The organism is Arthrobacter rhombi, from assembly GCF_039526245.1.
GTDB classification, from domain to species: Bacteria; Actinomycetota; Actinomycetes; order Actinomycetales; family Micrococcaceae; genus Arthrobacter_H; species Arthrobacter_H rhombi.
The window spans coordinates 67465-85765 of sequence record NZ_BAAAIV010000025.1; the positions used below are offsets into that span (position 1 = coordinate 67465).

Here is an 18301-nt window from a genome sequence, read left to right on the forward strand (position 1 = left end):
CTTGGTTCAGTCGCTGATCAGGGGGCTGAGTGTCGCAGTCCGGGCGGCGGCACCGATGAGGCCCAGGGACTCAAGCCAGTTTCCGAGCATGTGGTACCCCGCCTCGGTCAGCACCGACTCCGGGTGGAACTGCACGCCCCACAGGGGAGCCTCGCGGTGGGCCAGGCCCATGACGACGCCGCCCTCGGTCTCGGCGATGATCTCCAACTCGTCAGGGATCGACGACCGGACTGCCGCCAGCGAGTGGTAGCGGGTTGCCGTGAACGGGTTGTTGATGTCGTGAAACAGCGGATGCGAACCGTGGTGGACCAGCGAGGTCTTGCCATGCATCAATTCCTCGGCGTGGGTCACGACCCCGCCATAGGCTTCCGCCAACGCCTGATGGCCCAGGCAGACCCCGAGCATGGGCTTAGATTGTTCCCCGCACCAGCGGATCAGGTCGATGCAGACGCCTGAATCAGCGGGCGTTCCCGGTCCTGGGGAGACCAGGACGCCGTCACGTACGGAGGCAAGCTCCATGGCCTCCTCGAGGCTCACGTCGTCGTTGCGCACCACGGTGGTCTCCGCTCCGAGTTCGCGCAGGTAGCCGACCAGCGTATAGACAAAGCTGTCGTAGTTGTCGATCACCAGGATCCGCGTGGGGGCGGTCATATCTACTGCACCAGACCAATCGTCGATTCGGCCCATGGGCTGTACTGACTGGCCCAGGGAAACACGTACTCCATGAGCACCAGTATGACGAGCACAGCCAGCAATGCGGAAATCAACAGACGGACCCAGAACGGGCCGGGCAGCTTGCCGAACAGCCATGCGTACACGGTGCGGCTCCTTCGAAGACTTGATGGCGGATGGGGCGCGGAACGTTGGCGAAGCTCAGCCGGCCCCGGAAGCCCGCCTGACGGTATCGGCGATTGCGGCCGGCGGACCGGCTTCGGGCGGTCGCCAGGATTCGAGCTCGGCGTAGGCGATGATGCGCATCCTCGTGGTGAAGGGAGGATCACAACTGGTCAACGTCAGCAGGGACTCAGCGGCCCGTTGGTCCGGTTGGTGGGGGACGGGGAGCAGGACGCCGGTCTCGGAGGGATCGACGATCTCCGTGTCTCGGTAGCGATAGGTGTAGTACCCCTCCCGCGTCTGGACGTAGAGACGGTCACCCGCGGTGAGCTTGTCGATGTTCCAGAACACCTGGCCGTGCGTCTGACGATGTGCCGCCACCGCAAAGTTTCCCGCCTCACCGGGCAGCTGCGTTCCAGGGTAATGACCGATGCCCAGGTGATCGAGCACGTCGCTTCCGACACCCTCGGAAATAGGGCGCCCGTAATCGTCCCCAAACCGCGGGACGTAAAGCATCCCGAACGTCTGCGATCCGTGGAGGCTCGCCGCCGGCGGGACACCGTACTTTTCCCGATCGCCGATGGCCGTCGGTGACGTGGAGTGGCCCGCCGACCAGGCTCCGGCCCCGGGGAATTGCTGGAGGGTCTGGTGGGCCAGGTCGTTTTGGGTCCGGTCCGCATCGATGTTCGTCCACCACAGTTCCCAGGCGACGAAAAGCAGCAGGACCACCCCTACGGTGATCATCAATTCGCCCACGATTCCTACGCCGGCTTTCAGGCGACCGCTGGGTCGATTCGACGGTCGCGAGGTCGCTGGCGCGGAATGCACGGGGCCTCCTGACGGGGTACCGGTAGAATGGCGGGACGGGGGAAGCCGTGGCACCACGGTGCCGGCTTCCAGCCATCAGAGTATCGCCCGGGTCCGGCACCAAACGAGTGTGACCCGCATAAGGTCAGGAGAACCAGTGCCCGAGTCGAGAACCCGCCGCAAGTCCCGAAGGGCGGCGGAAGCCGCCAACAAGTACGGCGCCGACAAGCCGCTTCCCGTCTGGTACAAGCCCGTGATGTTCGGGCTGATGATCCTGGGTTTGCTGTGGATCATCACCTACTACATTTCCCAGTCCATGCTTCCGATCGCCGCCGCCGGAGGGTGGAACATCGTCATCGGATTCGGCGTCGCCATGATCGGCTTCTTCATGACGACCCGGTGGCACTGAGCCCTACTCGACGAATTTCAGGCCGACGACACAGCCGACCAGAAGCGTCAGCAACAGGATCTTGGCCCAGCTGATCGACTCCCCGTCCACGGCCATCCCGTAGATGACCGTAAGGGAAGCGCCGATGCCCACCCACACGGCGTAGGCTGTTCCCGTTGATATGTCCTTCATGGCATATGCCAATCCGGACATGCTCACAATAAGCCCCGCGGCAAAGACGATGCTGGGAACCAACTTCGAGAACCCCTCGGTTTTCCCCAAGGCGATAGCCCACACTGCTTCAAACATGCCCGAGACAACTAGTACGATCCATGCCATCACCGATCACCGATTCCTTTCGGTGGCCGTCTTGTCGCAGTCCGGGTACGGCTCCCTCGTCCGGTCGGAGCGGTGCGCTCCTGCCCGGGCAGATTAGCACACGGCGACTCCCGCCCCTCCGAAAGATGACATGCTGGTAGGGACGAAAGGACGACATGCCATCCACCACCGATCCCCGTACCGCCACCCGTTTGTCACCCCAGCGGCTCTACGGTTTTCTGGCCACTGCAGAGATGTTCACCTGGGGCCTGCTGATCGTGGGCATGGTGCTCAAGTACAGCCATGTCAGTGATGCTTTTGTCCCGGTCTTCGGGTCCATCCACGGCTTGACGTTCCTCAGCTACTGCGTGGTGACGTGCTTTGTCTGGGTGAACCAGAAGTGGAGCTTCGGCCGTGGCGTCCTGGGCCTCGTCTCCTCGATCATCCCGTTCTGCACGCTGCCCTTCGAGCGTTCCACGCAACGAGCCGGCCTGCTGGATGGCCCGTGGCGGCTGGTGGCCGGCGGCGATGAGCCCCACGGATTCATCGAAGGCGTTCAAGCATGGTGCCTGCGCCATCCCATCCCCGCCGCGCTCATTGCCCTGGTCGCCATCGTCGTGGTGTTCACCATCCTGCTCATCCTCGGCCCACCAGTCCCCCGCGGCTAACCAGGGTCAACGCGCGGTCCCCGTGAGGATCCGCTGCTCCGCGCAGCCGTCAGAACGGCTTCGGTGACCCGCGCCAAAGCCGGTGAGTCCAGCTTCCATCGCTGCCAGTAGAGCCTGACGTCCCGCACCCATTCCTTATCCAGCCCCACCAGGGTCCCATCTCCCGGGTTCTGGGCCTCGGGGATCATGCCCCATCCAAGGCCCTCAACCACGGCACGAACGAATTGTGGGAATAGCAAGTTGATTTGGCCCCGGGTTCGCCGTTTGATTTGGCCCCACCCGGGTGTTGTTGGCTAGTTGGTTTGGACGAGTTTCTGCTGGGTGCTCTTCAGCCGGTAGGACTCAGTTCCGGTGTTGATGATGTGGCCCCGGAACGTGAGCCGGTCCACCACTGCGGCGGCGAGCCGAGGGTCGGTGAAGGTCTGGCCCCATTCACTGAACGGCGCGTTGGAAGCGCAGGCTATGGACGCCCGTTCTTCCCTTGCGGTGATGATCTGGAAGAGCAGATCGGCACCACGGTCATCGAGGCTGATGTAGCCGACCTCGTCCAGGCAAAGCAGGTCGAGCCGGGCGTATTTGCCCACCAGCCGCGAGAGCGTCTTGGCATCGGCCGCCTCGATGAGCTCGTTGACCAGTGCCGCGGTGCTGATATAACGCACGCGCCGCCCCTGCTCCGCGGCGGCGGTCCCCAGGCCGATGAGCAGGTGCGTCTTCCCGGTCCCGGAGTCACCCAGCAGCACCAGCGGCTCCCCGGCATCGATCCAGGCCCCGGAGGCCAGATGCGTGAGCGTGGCCGCCGGGAGGTCGGGGATCTGGGCCAGGTCCAGGTCCTCGAGCCTTTTGGGGCGGGGGAACTTGGCCTCCTTGATCCGCCGGGCCCTCGCCCGGTCCGCCCGTTCGTCGCACTCATGGGTGAGGACCTCGGCGAGGTAGGCCTGGTGGCTCAGGCGCTGCCGGGCCGCCTCGGCAGCCATGGGAGCTGCGACCTTTGCCGCCGAGGACAGATACAGGCTCTTGCACGCAGCACCGATCGCCGCCTCGGCGCCCTGCTCGCTGAGCGTGCCGAGGCTGCCCTGGTGTCCTTGCCCGCTCATCGGGCACCAGCTCCGGCGAGGAGGGTGTCATACCCGTGCAGTGAAGGGACCTTGCGCTCGGGTAGGTGCCCGATGCGCCCGATCACCTCGGCCGGCAACACTGCCGGTGGCCCGGCCGCAGCGCCGGCCGAACGCGCCCTGACCGCGAGCCGATCGGTATCGAAGTCCCCTGCCGCCACGGCGTGCTCCATGGCTTCCGTGATCCCCGCTGGTTCCAAGGTCCTGGCCAGCAGCAGGACCTCGATCAGCGCCTTGGTGCCGGCCTTGTCACCGAGCCGGGCACGAGCCTTGTCCCAGAACCGCTGGTGCACCGGGGTGAACGCCCCCGAGGCCCGGGCGGCATCCAGTGCGGTGGCCCCGGCGAGGGCGCCGGGCTTGCGGGTGAGGACCTCGAGGTAGTGGTCCAGCTCCAGCACGTGCACGAATTTGTGCACCGCGCGCACGTGGGCCGCGACCCGGGATCCCTCGGCGAACACCTCGATCTTGTCGGCGCCGATGCGCACCGAGACCCGCCGGCCGGCATACCGTGCAGGGACGGAGTAGTAGCACTGGCGCACGCAGATCAGGGCCTTGTGGTTGGCCTTGCACGAGGCCGTGGTCCCGGCGTCGAAGACATCCACGGGCAACGGGTGCAGCATCGGCGCCTCCTCGGCGGCGGCGGCCCCGACGGTGATGGGGCGGCCGGTGATGACCCGATGTTGATCCTTCTGATCGCATCCGGCCATGAACTCGTTCAGCTCCGCGATCGAGGCGAACTCCGGCACCGGGGAGAGCCAGCGGCGGCGAAACCGGCCGACTTCGCCCTCGACCCCGCCCTTCTCGTGGGCGCCGTCGATCCCGGGCAGGCAGAAGAACGAGTCGAACCCGTAGTGGGAGCGCATCGCGATGAACCGCTCGTTCTCCAACCGCTCCCTACCCAGCACCACCTTGATCACCGCGGGTTTGAGGTTGTCGTACCGGATCATCTTCGACGGCACCCCACCCAGACAGGCAAGTGCGATGTTGTGTCCATCCAGGAAGGACTCCTGGGCCTGGTTCGCATAGGCGACATGGATGGCCCGGCCCGAGTGGGATAGGCGCATCACGAACATGAACAGCTTCATCAGCACCCCGCCGATCACGGCCTGGAACTCGCCGAAGTCGACCTCTGCTTCACCACCAGGGGCATGGATCTGGGGCACCGCGACGTCAACCGGGCCGCCACCGATATCCCGGCGGATCCGCGCCACCGCGTGGGCGACCGTTGACTCGGCTACGACGGCCCCGTGTTCATCGACCAGCCGCTGCCAGACGCGGCGGGCGGTATGGCGTTGCTTGCGCGGGGCCGCTCGGTCCGCTTCCAGCCAAGCCCGGATCGTGTCCTCCCACGGCCCGAGCTTCGGTGCGGTGCGCACCGGAACCTTCCGGGCCGGTGGGACCGCGTCAGCCAACGCCGCACGCACCGTGCGCCGATGCACGCCATGGGCCTTCGCCAGCTGTCTGATCGACATCTCTTTGTCCCTCGCATCCCGACGGATACGCTCGAATTGCTCCACTCTCGATCTCACTTTCAGCCCGGAACCTTCCCTCGTCTTGGTCGACAAGGGGAACGCTACGGGCGGGTCGAGGGTGGAGCCATATCAAGCGGCGAAAAGTGCCCTAAGTGGGGCCAAATCAGAGTGCCATACCCAGAATTGGGTCGAATCCGGGACGTGGTGGGCAGGCGGGGTGGCACGACGCCCGGTCGCCTCGCGCACCAACGACCGCTGCAGCTGGTCCGCCCTGTCGAAGTTGACCATGGGCGCCCGCGCCAGCCCGTCGACGGGATCCCCAGAGAACCATCGCTGCGCAAAATCGGGCGAGGCCATGGCCACGTACCGTTGCGTGCCCAACAACTGGGTACTGCTTCCCTGCACGGCCCGGCCATCGGTCGTCACCGCCGCCATGGCCCGGCCGGACCGCAACAGTTCGGCCGACGCCGACTCGTCTTCCCGCAGGATCTCGATCTCCAGCTCATCATCGCCCGCCAAGTCCCGGAAGGCCGAGGGAAACCACGTCGCCAACGAGTCTGCATTCACGACCACCGGGACCACTGCCCGACGGCCCCCTGAGGGCCCCGCCAGTTCGGCCACGGCCTCGGCAGCCAGCAGGTCCAGCTGACGGGCCAGGCGCAGCAGCACCATGCCCGCAGTCGTCGGAACCACGGGCTTGCTTCGACGCACGACGACGGTGCCCACCTGGGTCTCGAGTGCCTTGATCCGCTGGCTCACCGCCGAGGGTGTCACGTGCAGTCGGGCCGCTGCGGCATCAAAGGTTCCGGCATCGATGACGGCAGCGAATGCCCGAAGCTGTTCGGCGGGGAAGTCCATGTTAAGAGACCCTAATGTACCGATAGAATAATTAGCTGGCATGGACCATGTATCCGCCCTACCGTTGATCCGTGCTGACTTTCCCTCCCTTCCTGGCCGGCCTGGGCTCCGGCCTCTCGCTCATCGTCGCCATCGGCGCACAAAATGCCTTCGTCCTGAGGCAGGGGATTCGTCGGGAACATGTTCTCGGCGTCGTGGTACTTTGCGCGCTCTCGGACGCGCTGCTCATCTTCGCCGGCGTCGCCGGCGTCGGCGCAGTGATCGCCACCGCCCCATGGGTCCTGACAGTGGCCCGGTGGGCCGGGGCTCTCTTCCTCGTGGTCTACGCAGCCTTGGCACTGAAACGGGCGATCCGGCCTGCTTCACTCCGCGCGGAAGGATCCGCTGGCGGATCACGCACCGGCGCACTGGCCACGGCGGCCGCCTTGACCTGGTTGAATCCACACGTCTACCTGGACACCATGGTCCTGCTCGGCACCATTGCCAACGCCCAGGGTGATCCCGGTCGATGGATTTTCGGCGCCGGGGCGGTACTGGGCAGTTTCCTCTGGTTTCCGCTGCTGGGCTTCGCAGCCCGGATGCTCGCAGGATTCTTTGCCAAACCTGGCTCCTGGCGGATCCTGGACTCCCTCGTGGCGGCCGTCATGCTGCTGGTCGCAGCCGGACTCCTGGCGGGATCCTGAGACGCCCTAATCCAGCCGTCGTTGGTACACCGAGCTGGTGCGCACCCGGGAGAAACCGGCCCGCTCATAGATCCGCCCGGCACCCGTCGGGCTTTCCGAGTCCACCGTGAGGTCAACCATGAGGTATCCCGCGTCGGACGCCGCCAGCACAACGCTCTCCAACAGCGCCAGACCGAGGCCCCGCCGGCGTGCGCGCCGCCGGGTCCCCACCAGGCTGACATAGAGCTCTCCCTTGACCCACTCGCCACATAGGGCATATGCGTCAACCCGGTCGGCAGGGGCCAGACTCGCATCAGTACTGAGAGCCACCCGACTCAATGCTGGACGGAAGCTCCGCACCGCCAGTTGGTCGGCCCACCGTTCTTCCGACCGGGGCACCGACCCCCAGTGATCGGCAAAGGCTTCGTTGTGGGCGCGACGTACTGCTTCGCCCAGTCCGGCGGTGAAGGGTTCGATGCGGACACCGTCCGGCAACTCGGCGGGGGACTGCGGCGAAGACTCCCTCCGGGGAAGTTCTACTCGCATGTCGGTGAAAAAACGCACGGGGACATACCCCCGCGCGACCGCTAACCGTTCGGCGCTTGAGCCTTCCGCACCGGTCCAGAGATCTGCTGTCACCGGGACACCCGGGTGACGCTCCTGCGCCAGCTCTCGCGCCCGCGGTTCCAGACGGTTCATGATTTCCCGCCCCACGCCGCACCCGCGGTAATCCGGGTGGACCCCGCCCCCAATGGACGCCTTCGCCACTCCATCGCGCAAGGCGTCACCGACGCGGAGTTGCCCAAACCCCACCAACAGTTGGTCGTCCCACACACTGACGCTGTCCCGCTGCGGATCGAACCCCGGTTCCTCGAGCTCCTCAGCGAGGTCCTCGGGCTCGTAGAACTCCTCGGTTCCGTCCACGCTGGCCAACAAGTTGGTTAGTTCGCTCCACGGCCCAACGGTGGCGGCTGATAGTGACGCGTAGCGAAAGATCATGGTTTCTCCTGAAGAAAGCAGACAAGGGGCAGGTGGATCTCGTCCGGCCAACCTATCGTCGGATGACGCGCATGTCATGAATTCCTGCGGGGATCCCCCTCAAACCCCTGCTGATGGCGTGTCCTTCCATCATGGCGCGGTCCTCGTGCACATGCTGTGAACATAGTTATCCACAGCTGGGGATAGAGCTGTGCGTAACTATGTTCGATTCTCCCGCCCTGACACCGATGCATGCCCTTTAGTGGGTGCAAATTACATGGATGTAAGTTATTAACAGTGTGGACAACTGCTGTGGATAGCCGTGCGATGTTCGAATTTCGGCGAGAACTCGCGGAATTTCCTTCGAACACCCTCGGAACCACCGAGCGGGTAGGCCTCGGGAGTTTCCTGCACAGGTTGTGCACGATAGTTATCCACAGGTGTGGATTTTCGTGTGAATATTCAAGCGCATCTACCGTGATTTCGGTGGTGATCCGGGCGTAGACCGGGATCTGTGCTGACTTGGAACCATGAATTACACGGGTGTGAGTTATTAACAGTGTGGATAACTCCTGTGGATACCCGGATGGCGACAGACAAAAAGGTGGGTAGCGGACATCGTCCACTACCCACCCCGCGCGGTGGTTCCCTCTCGTCAGAGCATCGCGCTCGGCATCAGGCCAGAAACGGATAGGCGGCGTGAATGGGGGCCCATCCCCACCAGGTCAGCGCGCCGAGTATGGCAACCACTGCACAGACACCGGCCCATTGCACCAGTGCCCTGTTCTTTCCTCGGGGTGCGAGGACCAGAACCGCTGCGAGTGCCCCTCCCGTGACCAATCCACCAACATGCGCCTGCCACGCGATGTTGGCTCCGGGAAGAAAACCGATCACGAGGTTGATGCCGATGATCACCAACACCGGGACGAGGTTTCCACCATGGGCCTTGGTCACCACCAGGAAAGCGCCAAACAAGCCGAAGACTGCCCCTGAAGCTCCAACCACGGCAACATTCGGCTGCGCCAGCAGCAGGACCCCGACAGAACCGCCGATACCGGCCAAGAGATACAGGATCGCAAACTTCACATGACCCAAGGCGGGCTCCAGGACCCGGCCAAGAATGTACAACGCATACATGTTGAACGCGATGTGCATGATGAATCCCGTGGAGTGCAGGAACAAGGAAGTAACCATGCGCCAGGGCTCACTGCCTGTGTAGAGCCCGGCATAGAGCAGCTGGTCTGTGAGCCCCGGGATCAGGTATTGGCCGCCGTAGACCACAACGCAGAGCGCAATGACCACGTATGTAACGAGCGGGCGTCCGGACGTGATCCGGGAACCGACCACAGTGCGCGGTTGGCGACGTTGGGAGTTCATTTCCGATACGCAGTCCACACACTGGACCCCAACGGCCGCGGTGCGCTGGCACTCTGGGCAAGCTGGGCGGCCACAGCGCTGACAACGCACGTACGACGGACGGTCGGGGTGGCGCGGGCAGGTCGGCACCTGCATATGTGGTTCCTGCTGGGATTGGCCGAAGGCCATGTCATACTCCTGGGTCATGGTCCGGTGTGGAAGCAGAAAGGGCGGACGCCCTCGGTTCCGGAGAACCGACGGCCGTCCGCCCTCGCCGCGCAAGGATGGTCCTTGCGAGGTAGTTGGGGGTCAGAGCGACTCGACGTCGATGCTCGAAATGACGACGTCCTCGAGGGGCTTGTCGCGGCCGTCGGTTGCGACATTGTTCAACGCAGAGACAATTTCCTTCGACTTCTCGTCCGTGACGTCGCCGAAGATGGTGTGCTTGCCCTGCAGCCACGTGGTGGGGATCGTGGTGATGAAGAACTGGGATCCGTTCGTGCCACGGCCCATTTGCAGACCAGCGTTGGCCATGGCCAACTTGTAGGGCTCGGTGAAGTCGAGATCAGGGTTGATCTCGTCGTCAAAGCGGTATCCGGGACCGCCGACTCCCTGTCCGAGCGGGTCTCCACCCTGGATCATGAAGTCGGAGATGATGCGGTGGAAGATGGTTCCGTTGTACAACGGCGTACCCGTCTTCTCCTCGCCGGACTCCGGGTGGGTCCATGCCTGTTCGCCAGTCGCCAGACCGACAAAGTTCTTGACCGTCTTCGGCGCATGGTTGCCGAACAGGTTGACCACGATGTCGCCGTGGTTGGTGTGGATGGTGGCCTTGTGCGTGGGGATTGCAGTCATGCGCCCATTCTTCCACCTCGCACAACTCCGGGGCGGGCCCCCGGGCCGTGCGGACTACGCGGACAGTGAACAACGAGCCGCCACCGTAACGTGTCTCACATCGCGAATGGCTCGGGCACAATACAGCGCGTAGGCTAGGCGTGGATACTCCAACTACTTGGGAGGAACGTGTGAAGAAGAAGAAGCGAATTGCCCGCGATCTAAGTGGAACCGTAAACGCTAGAGTCGATACGGCCCGCGATTGGGCGGCTCCGCATGTCGATGCAGCCAAGAATTGGGCCGTGCCCCGCCTCGAAAGGGGTCTGGAAACGGCTTCCCCGCGAATCCAGGAAGGCCTGCACCGCGCAGCCTCCGAGATTGCCGGGGGCGTCGCCAAGGTGACTCCAAAGATCCAAGACGGCCTGGACAAGGTAGCTCCGCGAATCTCGCAGGTCGTCGACGACGCCTCCCCGCGACTGCAGGAAACGCTCGATAGGGCGGCGCCCGCCCTGCAACATGCCCGCGATGTCGTCGTAAATGACTACATCCCGCAGGCAAGTGCCCGGCTCGGTTCGGCAGCCGATTACGCTGCCCGCCGTCTGGACGGCGTCCAGGTATCCCCACAGGTCGAGAAGGCAGTCGCCAAGGTATCTGGCGACAAGAAGGCCGTGAAGCGTGCCCAGCAGGCCGCGGTCTCGGCTGCCAAGGAGGCCAGCAAGCAGCTGAAGCGGGAGAAAGCCCGCCAAGGCCGCAAGCGCGGTTTCCTGGTCTTCGGCATCATCGCAGCAGTTGTGACGGCCGGCGTCGCCGCATGGCGCGCTTCAAAGCCAGTCGAGGACCCCTGGAAGACCCCCGTCGAGCCGGCGCCGGTGCCCAAGCCGGAGACGAAGGTCGACGACGTACGTGCACACATCGCCGCCGCCGAGTCGGAGGCAGCTGCCCCGGCGCCGGTCTCCGCAGACCCGGAACTGCGGTCGCCGGAGGCCGCAGATACGAGCCTCGCACAGGAAACCCCGAAGCCGGGCCCCCGTCGTCGTGCCGACGATACGGATGCCAACTAGGCGCTAAACAGGCCTAATACATCTGCAGAATACGTGTAGGGCGGTGATCCGAAAGGATCACCGCCCTTTCCTTATCCTCTACCGAGTCGAATCGCCCAAAACACTCGGCCTCACGAATCGGTTCTTTTGCCCAAGCAGGACGGACGCCAGCCCGCAAAGGATCAGCGCGAGGCCAAGGTACGTCCCAAGAGGAGGCGTTTGGCCGAGGAACATACCCGCCAAGATTGCGGCTCCCGGGATTTCGAGCAGAATGATCATCGAGACAACCAGCGGACCAAGAGCCACCACCAGATGGTTGAAAATCGTATGGCCCAGCAATTGTGAAACGACGGTCAATGCGACGATGCCGACCCATCCGGCCATCGGGAATCCGGTGATGGGATCTCCAGCGAACCACACCATGACCAGCAAACTCATGGCAGTCATCGCGTAGCACAGCGCGGTGTAGCTGCTGGTGTCCATCGTCGCCCGAGCTTTGCTGCCGGCGAGCGTGTAGGCGCCGGCCAGCGCTCCTCCCGCCAGCGCCAGCACGTCGCCCATCAGGGCGCTGGGGGACCGTCCCATGTCGAACCCGGTAATCAGGACTGCGCCAACCAGCGCCAGGCCCATGCCACCGAGCACCAGGGGACCGATGGAGACACCACGCAGACGTTGATAGCCGGCTATCCAGGCAGACTGCATACATACCAGCGCCGTCGCCGCGGCCACCGTGGTCATCCGCACGGAAACCATGAAACAGGCGAAGTGGAGGGCCAGGGCGATCGATGCCGTGACGCAGTACCGCCATTCTCCCAAGGTAGGCCAACGGGCCCTTTTGCGCGTTCCGACGACAGCACCGACCCCCATAGCGGCAGCCCCCAGCCCGTTCCTCCAGAACGCCATCGCCAGTGGCGGAACGCTTGGCGTCGCGGCGACGATGGGGCCCGAAGCTGATACCCCGAGGACGCCCACGAGTGCCAGCAGGAAGATCATGTACTGACTCTATGTCTGCCGACACGCGCCCATGGACACGCAGCGGATACGACAAAGTCCCGAACCATTGGTCCGGGACTTTGTACTTTTCGGGTGGAGGTAAGGGGACTCGAACCCCTAACCCCCTGCTTGCAAAGCAGGTGCGCTACCAATTGCGCCATACCCCCGTATTGAGGATCAGTCGAGGCGATCCGTGGATGCCTTCCACACGGATTTCTCCGACTCAGAGGCCTTCCACCTACGATAAGCGACGAACGACACAGCGGCTACGGCTGCTACCAGCAATTTCCGCATGTGTTACCCGATCTACCGTGAAGGTGGAGGGATTCCGTGGGCGTACCAGGACTTGAACCTGGGACCTCTTCGTTATCAGCGAAGCGCTCTAACCGCCTGAGCTATACGCCCTCAGTGTCCCTTCAGGACGAGATATGACTTTACCCGACCGTCTGGTGGGAAACCAAATCGGCTCCCCAAGATGTGGTCTGAACCACTTCCCGGAGAGCCGACAAGGTGAACATCTAGTCGTCCGTCAGGGTGACTCCGATGCCACCGACGAGGGTCGACGAGATGTTGTACAGCACGGCCGCGAGCATCGACAGGGCTGTCAGCAAGACAACGTTGACGACCGCGATGATCGTAGCGAAGGAGGCAACTTGTCCGAGGGAAATCAGTTCCTTCAAATTGAAGCCCGACTCCGTGCCGATGATCTCGGCCAGCAGATCGTTCACCCGATCGAAGATGCCCGTCAGGTCAAGGACGGTCCACAGGACGACGGCGGCAACGACAGTCACGATGCCCAGTGCAACGGACAGCAGGAACGCCATTTTCAGCACGGACCACGGGTCAACTTTGCTGACCAGCAGGCGCGCCTTGCGGACTTTGGCCTTCGGTGCAGGGCGGACCAGTTGTTGGGGTCGCTGTCCCGGCCGTTGTTGGCCCTGGCCTTTGCCCTGCGGCGATCCCGCGGCAGGACGCTGCGCCGGAGCGGCAGGACGTCCCTGTCCACTCGGTTTCTGGCGCGGTGCCGCAGGGCGGGGATTATTCGGGGTGCTCACGCATTACCTCCGTCAGTATCGGTCTCGTCAGGGGCCGGAACGGCGTCCACGTCAACGGTGGAAACCACTTCGGATCCGCCATCAGCGGGCGATTCGGCCACTGCCGGTGCGCCTTCCTGAGAATCATCAGAATCCAACGGTACTGCATCACCGTCTTCATCAGTTCCCAGCCCACGCTCAGTATTCTTAGCCACGGCGATGATCCGGTCCTTCTTGTCCGGTTTGGCGAAGATGACCCCCATCGTGTCACGCCCCTTGGCCGGAACCTGGGTGACCTGGGACCGTACGACCTTGCCACCCTGCATGACGACGAGTACTTCGTCGTTTTCCTGCACGATGAGTGCCCCGGCAAGGTTTCCGCGTTCATCCGCGAGTTTGGCAACCTTGATACCGATGCCCCCTCGTGACTGCACCCGGTATTCATCGGCGGAGGTCCGCTTGGCGTAACCGCCTTCGGTGACGATAAACACGTAGGAATCCTCGCCCACGACCTCTGCGGCCAACAGTTCGTCGTCCTGGCGGAACTTCATTCCGGTAACACCAGACGTATTTCGTCCCATCGGGCGCAGCGCCTCGTCTGTGGCCGTGAATCGCACCGACTGTCCCTTGCGAGAAACCAACATCATATCGTCTGTCTCGGATACCAGCTGGGCGGAAACGAGTTCATCACCGTCGCGCAGGTTGAGTGCGATAACACCCGCCGAACGGTTGGTGTCGTAATCAGTCAAGCGGGTCTTCTTGACCAACCCGCGGCGTGTTGCCAGGACCAGGTAGGGTGCCTGTTCGTAATCACGGAGATCCAGGACCTGCGCAATGTGCTCGTCCGGCTGGAAGGCCATCAGGTTGGCGACATGCTGGCCCTTTGCGTCGCGACCTCCCTCGGCCAATTCATAGCACTTGGCCCGGTAGACGCGTCCGTGGTTGGTGAAGAAGAGCAGCCAGTTATGGGTGGTGGTGACGAAGAAGTGTTCAACGACGTCATCTCCCCGCAGTTGGGCGCCGCGGATGCCCTTGCCCCCACGATTTTGTGACCGGTAGTTATCGCTGCGCGTGCGCTTGACGTATCCACCCCGGGTGATGGTGACGACCATTTCCTCTTCGGGAATGAGGTCTTCCATCGACATGTCCCCGTCAAAGCCGGCAACAATCTGTGTCCTGCGGTCATCGCCATGACGCTGGACAATGTCGGCAAGTTCCTCGGAGATGATCTGCCGCTGACGCACTGGATCGGCCAGAATGGACTTGTACTCTGCGATTTCCGTTTCGAGCTTGGCATGCTGGTCTTGGATCTTTTGGCGTTCCAAGGCCGCGAGACGACGAAGCTGCATGTCCAAGATGGCCTGGGCCTGCAGGTCATCGATGTCCAGCAAATCCTTCAGGCCATTACGTGCATCCTCGACAGTCGGCGACCGACGGATGAGCGCGATGACTTCGTCCAGTGCATCAAGTGCCTTGAGGAGGCCCCGCAGGATATGGGCCTGCTCTTCTGCCTTGCGTAGCCGGAACTGCGTACGCCGCACGATGACGTCGACCTGGTGCGTGACCCAGTGCCGAATGAAGGCGTCCAGGGAAAGCGTGCGCGGCACACCGTCGACGATTGCCAGCATGTTGGCCGAGAAATTGCTCTGCAGCTCAGTGTGCTTATAGAGGTTGTTCAGCACCACCTTGGCGACGGCATCACGCTTGAGCACGATGACCAGCCGCTGTCCCGTTCGTCCGGACGTCTCGTCACGCAGGTCGGCAATGCCCTGCATCTTGCCGTCTTTGACCAGCTCCGCAATCTTGATGGACAAATTGTCGGGGTTGGCCTGGTACGGCAATTCGGTGACGACGAGGCACGTGCGGCCCTGCAGCTCCTCGACATTGACCACGGCGCGCATGGTGACGGATCCCCGACCCGTACGGTACGCATCCTCGATGCCGCGACGTCCCAGAATGAGCGCGCCGGTTGGGAAGTCCGGTCCCTTGATGTGTTGCAGCAGCTCCTCAAGGAGCTCTTCCTTGGTGGCCGTCGGGTTTTCCAGGTACCACTGGACTCCCGAGGCGACTTCCCGCAGGTTGTGTGGGGGGATATTCGTCGCCATGCCGACGGCAATGCCCGATGAACCATTTACCAACAGGTTCGGGAACCGTGCAGGCAGAATGGTCGGTTCTTGATTCTTGCCATCGTAGTTGTCCTGGAAGTCGACGGTTTCTTCGTCGATGTCCCTGACCATTTCCATAGCCAGCGGGGCCATTTTGGTTTCCGTATAACGAGGGGCCGCCGCCCCATCGTTTCCAGGAGAGCCGAAGTTTCCTTGTCCCAGGGCCAGCGGGTAGCGCATGGTCCAGTCCTGGATCAGGCGCACAAGCGCATCATAGATCGCGGAGTCCCCGTGGGGGTGGTACTGCCCCATGACTTCACCCACGACGCGGGCGCATTTATTGTAGGAGCGCTCAGGACGGTAGCCGCCGTCGAACATCGCGTAGAGCACGCGGCGGTGTACCGGCTTCAGTCCATCACGGACGTCTGGCAGTGCACGGCCAACGATGACGGCCATGGCGTAGTCCAGATAGGAGCGCTGCATTTCGGTCTGCAGGTCAATCGGCTCGATCTTGTCGATCGTTGTCGCTGCCATCGGCTGCTCCGGGAGAACGTCTTCTCCGTTCTCCGGATCGTGGGGGTTTTCTGGCGTTTCGTCGCTCATCGGGTTTTTCCTCTACTCAAAGCTGCTGGGAACGGAAGGGGCGGTATCACTCAGATGTCGAGGAAACGCACGTCCTTGGCGTTCTGCTGGATGAAGTTGCGGCGGGATTCAACGTCCTCGCCCATCAGCACAGCGAATATCTGGTCAGCTGCGGCCGCGTCCTCCATGGTGATCTGGCGCAGCGTACGGCGGTCGGGATCCATCGTCGTGTCCCACAGCTCCGAATAGTCCATTTCGCCCAGCCCCTTGTAGCGCTGGATGCCGTTGTCCTTCGGCAGGCGCTTGTTGGACGCAGCACCGGCAGTCAGCGCCGCGTCGCGTTCGGCGTCCGAGAATACATAGTCGTGCGCCGAGTTGGACCACTTGATCCGGTACAACGGGGGCTGCGCCAAGTAAACGTAGCCGTTTTCAATCAAAGGACGCATGTACCGGAAAAGCAGTGTCAGCAGCAATGTGGTGATGTGCTGACCGTCAACGTCAGCATCGGCCATGAGGACGATCTTGTGGTAGCGGAGTTTAGCTAGGTCGAATTCCTCGCCGATTCCGGTCCCGAAGGCAGTAATCATCGACTGGACTTCGGCGTTACCCAAAGCCCGGTCCAGACGTGCCCGCTCCACGTTGAGGATCTTTCCACGCAAGGGAAGGATCGCTTGCGTTCGTGGGTCACGCCCTCGCTTCGCGGATCCTCCGGCGGAATCACCCTCCACGATGTAGACCTCGCACTCAGCGGGGTTCTTCGAGGAGCAATCCGAGAGCTTGCCCGGCATCCCGAATGACTCCAACGGTGACTTCCGTCGTGCATTATCGCGTGCCTTGCGTGCAGCCAACCGGGCTTGTGCGGCAAAAAGCGACTTCCGGATGATGTCCTTGGCCGTCACGGGGTTCCGCTCAAGCCAATCTCCGAGTTCCTCGTTGACAACTCCCTGGACGAATCCCTTGGCCATCGAGTTGCCCAGTTTGGTCTTCGTTTGCCCCTCGAACTGGGGTTCGCCCAATTTGATGGAAATGACTGCCGTCAGGCCCTCACGGATGTCATCGCCGGTGAGGTTGTCATCCTTGTCCTTGAGGATGCCCTTTTCCTTGGCATACCGATTGATCAAGGACGTCATCGCCGCACGGAAGCCTTCTTCGTGGGTTCCGCCCTCATGGGTGTTGATGGTGTTGGCGTAAGTGTGAACCGATTCCGAATAAGCAGTGGTCCACTGCATCGCAATCTCGACGGAGATCATGCGCTCGGGGTCCTCACTCTCGAACGCGATCACATCGGGATGCACCAGGTCGACCTTCTTGGAGGCATTGAGGTACTTCACATAATCGAGCAGTCCGTCTTTGTAGCAATAGTCGACGAAGCGGTGCTTGGGTTCAGCTGCCTCGTCGGCCCGTTCCTCACTGGAGTTTTCCGCGATCTCATCCGCAGAATCATCCAGAGTGCGCTCATCAGTCAGAGTGATACGGAGACCCTTGTTCAGGAAGGCCATCTGCTGGAAGCGGGCACGGAGCGTTTCAAAATCGAACTCGACAGTGTCGAAGATCTCCGGGTCCGGGTAAAAGGTCTGCATCGTTCCGGTTTCCGATGTTTCCTCGCCCTTGACCAGGTCAGTCTGCGGCTTTCCCCCATCGCCGAACGACATCCGGTAGACATGGCCCTGCTGACGGATCTCCGTGTCCACTCTGCGAGACAGTGCGTTGACAACCGAAATCCCGACACCGTGAAGACCACCGGAAACGGCATAGGCACCGCCACCAAATTTGCCGCCCGCGTGAAGGATGGTCATCACGACCTCCACGGTCGGCTTTCCCTCGGTCGGATGGATATCGACAGGAATTCCGCGCCCGTTGTCCTGGACCCGGACCCCGCCATCTTCGCGGAGCGCCACGCTGATGGTGTCGCAGTACCCTGCCAAAGCCTCGTCAACGGAGTTGTCGACCACCTCATACACCAGATGGTGGAGACCGCGGGGGCCGGTTGAACCGATGTACATGCCGGGGCGCTTACGAACGGCTTCGAGGCCCTCCAGCACGGTGATGTCGTTGGCCCCATAGGCGTGTTCCACTCGGTGGGAATTCTCTTTCGCCTTCTGCTCCTCAACCGGTGCCGCTGCCGGATCTTGAACGGAAGCGGTCTCCTGTGGGGCTCCGGAGTTTTCTTCCTCGGGGGTGGTGTTCTCAGTATCCACAGGCGGTGCAGGCTCCTTGTGCATTCTCGGCGGATACCGATCAGATTGACCGGTCATCCATG

19 protein-coding genes, 2 tRNA genes, 1 pseudogene and 1 riboswitch are annotated in these 18301 nt (G+C 62.8%); of the genes and pseudogenes, 4 read left to right on the forward strand and 18 right to left on the reverse strand.

The genetic code is table 11. The annotated features are described in order from the left end of the window. Positions 1-6: 6 nt before the first annotated feature. The 3 genes from ABD088_RS16000 to ABD088_RS16010 are packed head-to-tail and all read right to left on the reverse strand — an operon-like array spanning position 7 to position 1590. Positions 7-651, reverse strand: a complete 645-nt coding sequence (locus tag ABD088_RS16000) for an anthranilate synthase component II (RefSeq protein WP_343902968.1) — start codon at positions 649-651, stop codon at positions 7-9. Between the two features lie 2 nt (positions 652-653). After that, positions 654-818: a hypothetical protein gene (locus ABD088_RS16005; protein ID WP_343902969.1), complete on the reverse strand. Its 165-nt coding sequence runs from the start codon at positions 816-818 to the stop codon at positions 654-656. A 55-nt stretch (positions 819-873) separates the two neighbouring features. Next, positions 874-1590 carry a class E sortase gene (locus ABD088_RS16010; RefSeq protein ID WP_343902970.1) on the reverse strand — a complete coding sequence of 239 codons (717 nt, stop codon included), beginning with the start codon at positions 1588-1590 and terminating at the stop codon, positions 874-876. 208 nt (positions 1591-1798) lie between these two features. On the opposite strand from ABD088_RS16010, the gene ABD088_RS16015 reads away from it, so the two are divergent. Further along, positions 1799-2050, forward strand: coding sequence for a cell division protein CrgA (locus tag ABD088_RS16015; RefSeq protein WP_343902971.1), 252 nt, complete (start codon positions 1799-1801; stop codon positions 2048-2050). A gap of 3 nt (positions 2051-2053) precedes the next feature. Here the strand turns inward: ABD088_RS16015 and ABD088_RS16020 are convergent, their stop codons facing one another. After that, the gene (locus ABD088_RS16020; protein WP_343903189.1) at positions 2054-2368 is read right to left on the reverse strand and encodes a DMT family transporter; all 315 of its coding nucleotides are present in this window, start codon (positions 2366-2368) and stop codon (positions 2054-2056) included. A 21-nt stretch (positions 2369-2389) separates the two neighbouring features. Further along, a riboswitch (guanidine-III (ykkC-III) riboswitch) is annotated at positions 2390-2454 on the reverse strand. Positions 2455-2523: 69 nt separating this feature from the next. Between ABD088_RS16020 and ABD088_RS16025 the strand changes: the two genes are divergently transcribed. Further along, positions 2524-3015, forward strand: a complete 492-nt coding sequence (locus tag ABD088_RS16025) for a DUF3817 domain-containing protein (protein WP_343902972.1) — start codon at positions 2524-2526, stop codon at positions 3013-3015. A gap of 293 nt (positions 3016-3308) precedes the next feature. Here ABD088_RS16025 and istB read toward each other — a convergent pair whose 3' ends face one another. The 3 genes from istB to ABD088_RS16040 form a co-directional block, all read right to left on the reverse strand. Further along, positions 3309-4109, reverse strand: a complete 801-nt coding sequence (istB, locus tag ABD088_RS16030; RefSeq protein ID WP_343902973.1) for an IS21-like element helper ATPase IstB — start codon at positions 4107-4109, stop codon at positions 3309-3311. Continuing rightward, a complete protein-coding gene (gene istA / locus ABD088_RS16035; protein ID WP_343902975.1) occupies positions 4106-5656 on the reverse strand; it encodes an IS21 family transposase in 1551 nt (516 codons plus the stop codon). Before istA ends, istB begins: the two co-directional genes overlap by 4 nt. 72 nt (positions 5657-5728) lie before the next feature. Continuing rightward, positions 5729-6457: an ArgP/LysG family DNA-binding transcriptional regulator gene (locus tag ABD088_RS16040; protein WP_343902976.1), complete on the reverse strand. Its 729-nt coding sequence runs from the start codon at positions 6455-6457 to the stop codon at positions 5729-5731. Between the two features lie 71 nt (positions 6458-6528). Here ABD088_RS16040 and ABD088_RS16045 point away from each other — a divergent pair, with 71 nt between their 5' ends. After that, positions 6529-7140, forward strand: coding sequence for a LysE/ArgO family amino acid transporter (locus ABD088_RS16045; RefSeq protein WP_343902977.1), 612 nt, complete (start codon positions 6529-6531; stop codon positions 7138-7140). A gap of 6 nt (positions 7141-7146) precedes the next feature. Here the strand turns inward: ABD088_RS16045 and ABD088_RS16050 are convergent, their stop codons facing one another. The 4 genes and pseudogenes from ABD088_RS16050 to ABD088_RS16065 all read right to left on the reverse strand — a co-directional run bounded on the left by ABD088_RS16050 (position 7147) and on the right by ABD088_RS16065 (position 10308). Further along, the gene (locus tag ABD088_RS16050; RefSeq protein WP_343902978.1) at positions 7147-8118 is read right to left on the reverse strand and encodes a GNAT family N-acetyltransferase; all 972 of its coding nucleotides are present in this window, start codon (positions 8116-8118) and stop codon (positions 7147-7149) included. Between the two features lie 654 nt (positions 8119-8772). Continuing rightward, positions 8773-9399: a rhomboid family intramembrane serine protease gene (locus tag ABD088_RS16055; protein WP_343903190.1), complete on the reverse strand. Its 627-nt coding sequence runs from the start codon at positions 9397-9399 to the stop codon at positions 8773-8775. A 129-nt stretch (positions 9400-9528) separates the two neighbouring features. After that, positions 9529-9660: pseudogene (locus tag ABD088_RS16060) on the reverse strand (hypothetical protein); the annotation flags it as partial. A 102-nt stretch (positions 9661-9762) separates the two neighbouring features. Further along, positions 9763-10308 carry a peptidylprolyl isomerase gene (locus ABD088_RS16065; protein WP_343902979.1) on the reverse strand — a complete coding sequence of 182 codons (546 nt, stop codon included), beginning with the start codon at positions 10306-10308 and terminating at the stop codon, positions 9763-9765. Positions 10309-10589: 281 nt separating this feature from the next. On the opposite strand from ABD088_RS16065, the gene ABD088_RS16070 reads away from it, so the two are divergent. Continuing rightward, positions 10590-11348, forward strand: a complete 759-nt coding sequence (locus ABD088_RS16070; RefSeq protein WP_343902980.1) for a hypothetical protein — start codon at positions 10590-10592, stop codon at positions 11346-11348. Between the two features lie 78 nt (positions 11349-11426). Here ABD088_RS16070 and ABD088_RS16075 read toward each other — a convergent pair whose 3' ends face one another. The 7 genes from ABD088_RS16075 to gyrB form a co-directional block, all read right to left on the reverse strand. Continuing rightward, a complete protein-coding gene (locus tag ABD088_RS16075) occupies positions 11427-12320 on the reverse strand; it encodes a DMT family transporter (protein WP_343902981.1) in 894 nt (297 codons plus the stop codon). Between the two features lie 94 nt (positions 12321-12414). Continuing rightward, positions 12415-12487, reverse strand: a tRNA-Ala gene (locus ABD088_RS16080). 10 nt (positions 12488-12497) lie between these two features. After that, positions 12498-12614, reverse strand: coding sequence for a DLW-39 family protein (locus ABD088_RS16085; RefSeq protein WP_343902982.1), 117 nt, complete (start codon positions 12612-12614; stop codon positions 12498-12500). Positions 12615-12651: 37 nt separating this feature from the next. Further along, a tRNA-Ile gene (locus ABD088_RS16090) sits at positions 12652-12725 on the reverse strand. Positions 12726-12838: 113 nt separating this feature from the next. Next, entirely contained in the window at positions 12839-13375 is a 537-nt protein-coding gene (locus ABD088_RS16095) for a DUF3566 domain-containing protein (protein ID WP_343902983.1), read from the reverse strand. Then, positions 13372-16062, reverse strand: coding sequence for a DNA gyrase subunit A (gene gyrA, locus ABD088_RS16100; RefSeq protein WP_343902984.1), 2691 nt, complete (start codon positions 16060-16062; stop codon positions 13372-13374). The genes ABD088_RS16095 and gyrA overlap by 4 nt, the downstream gene beginning before the upstream one ends. Before the next feature lie 50 nt (positions 16063-16112). After that, positions 16113-18263: a DNA topoisomerase (ATP-hydrolyzing) subunit B gene (gene gyrB / locus ABD088_RS16105; RefSeq protein ID WP_372710873.1), complete on the reverse strand. Its 2151-nt coding sequence runs from the start codon at positions 18261-18263 to the stop codon at positions 16113-16115. Positions 18264-18301: the final 38 nt, after the last annotated feature.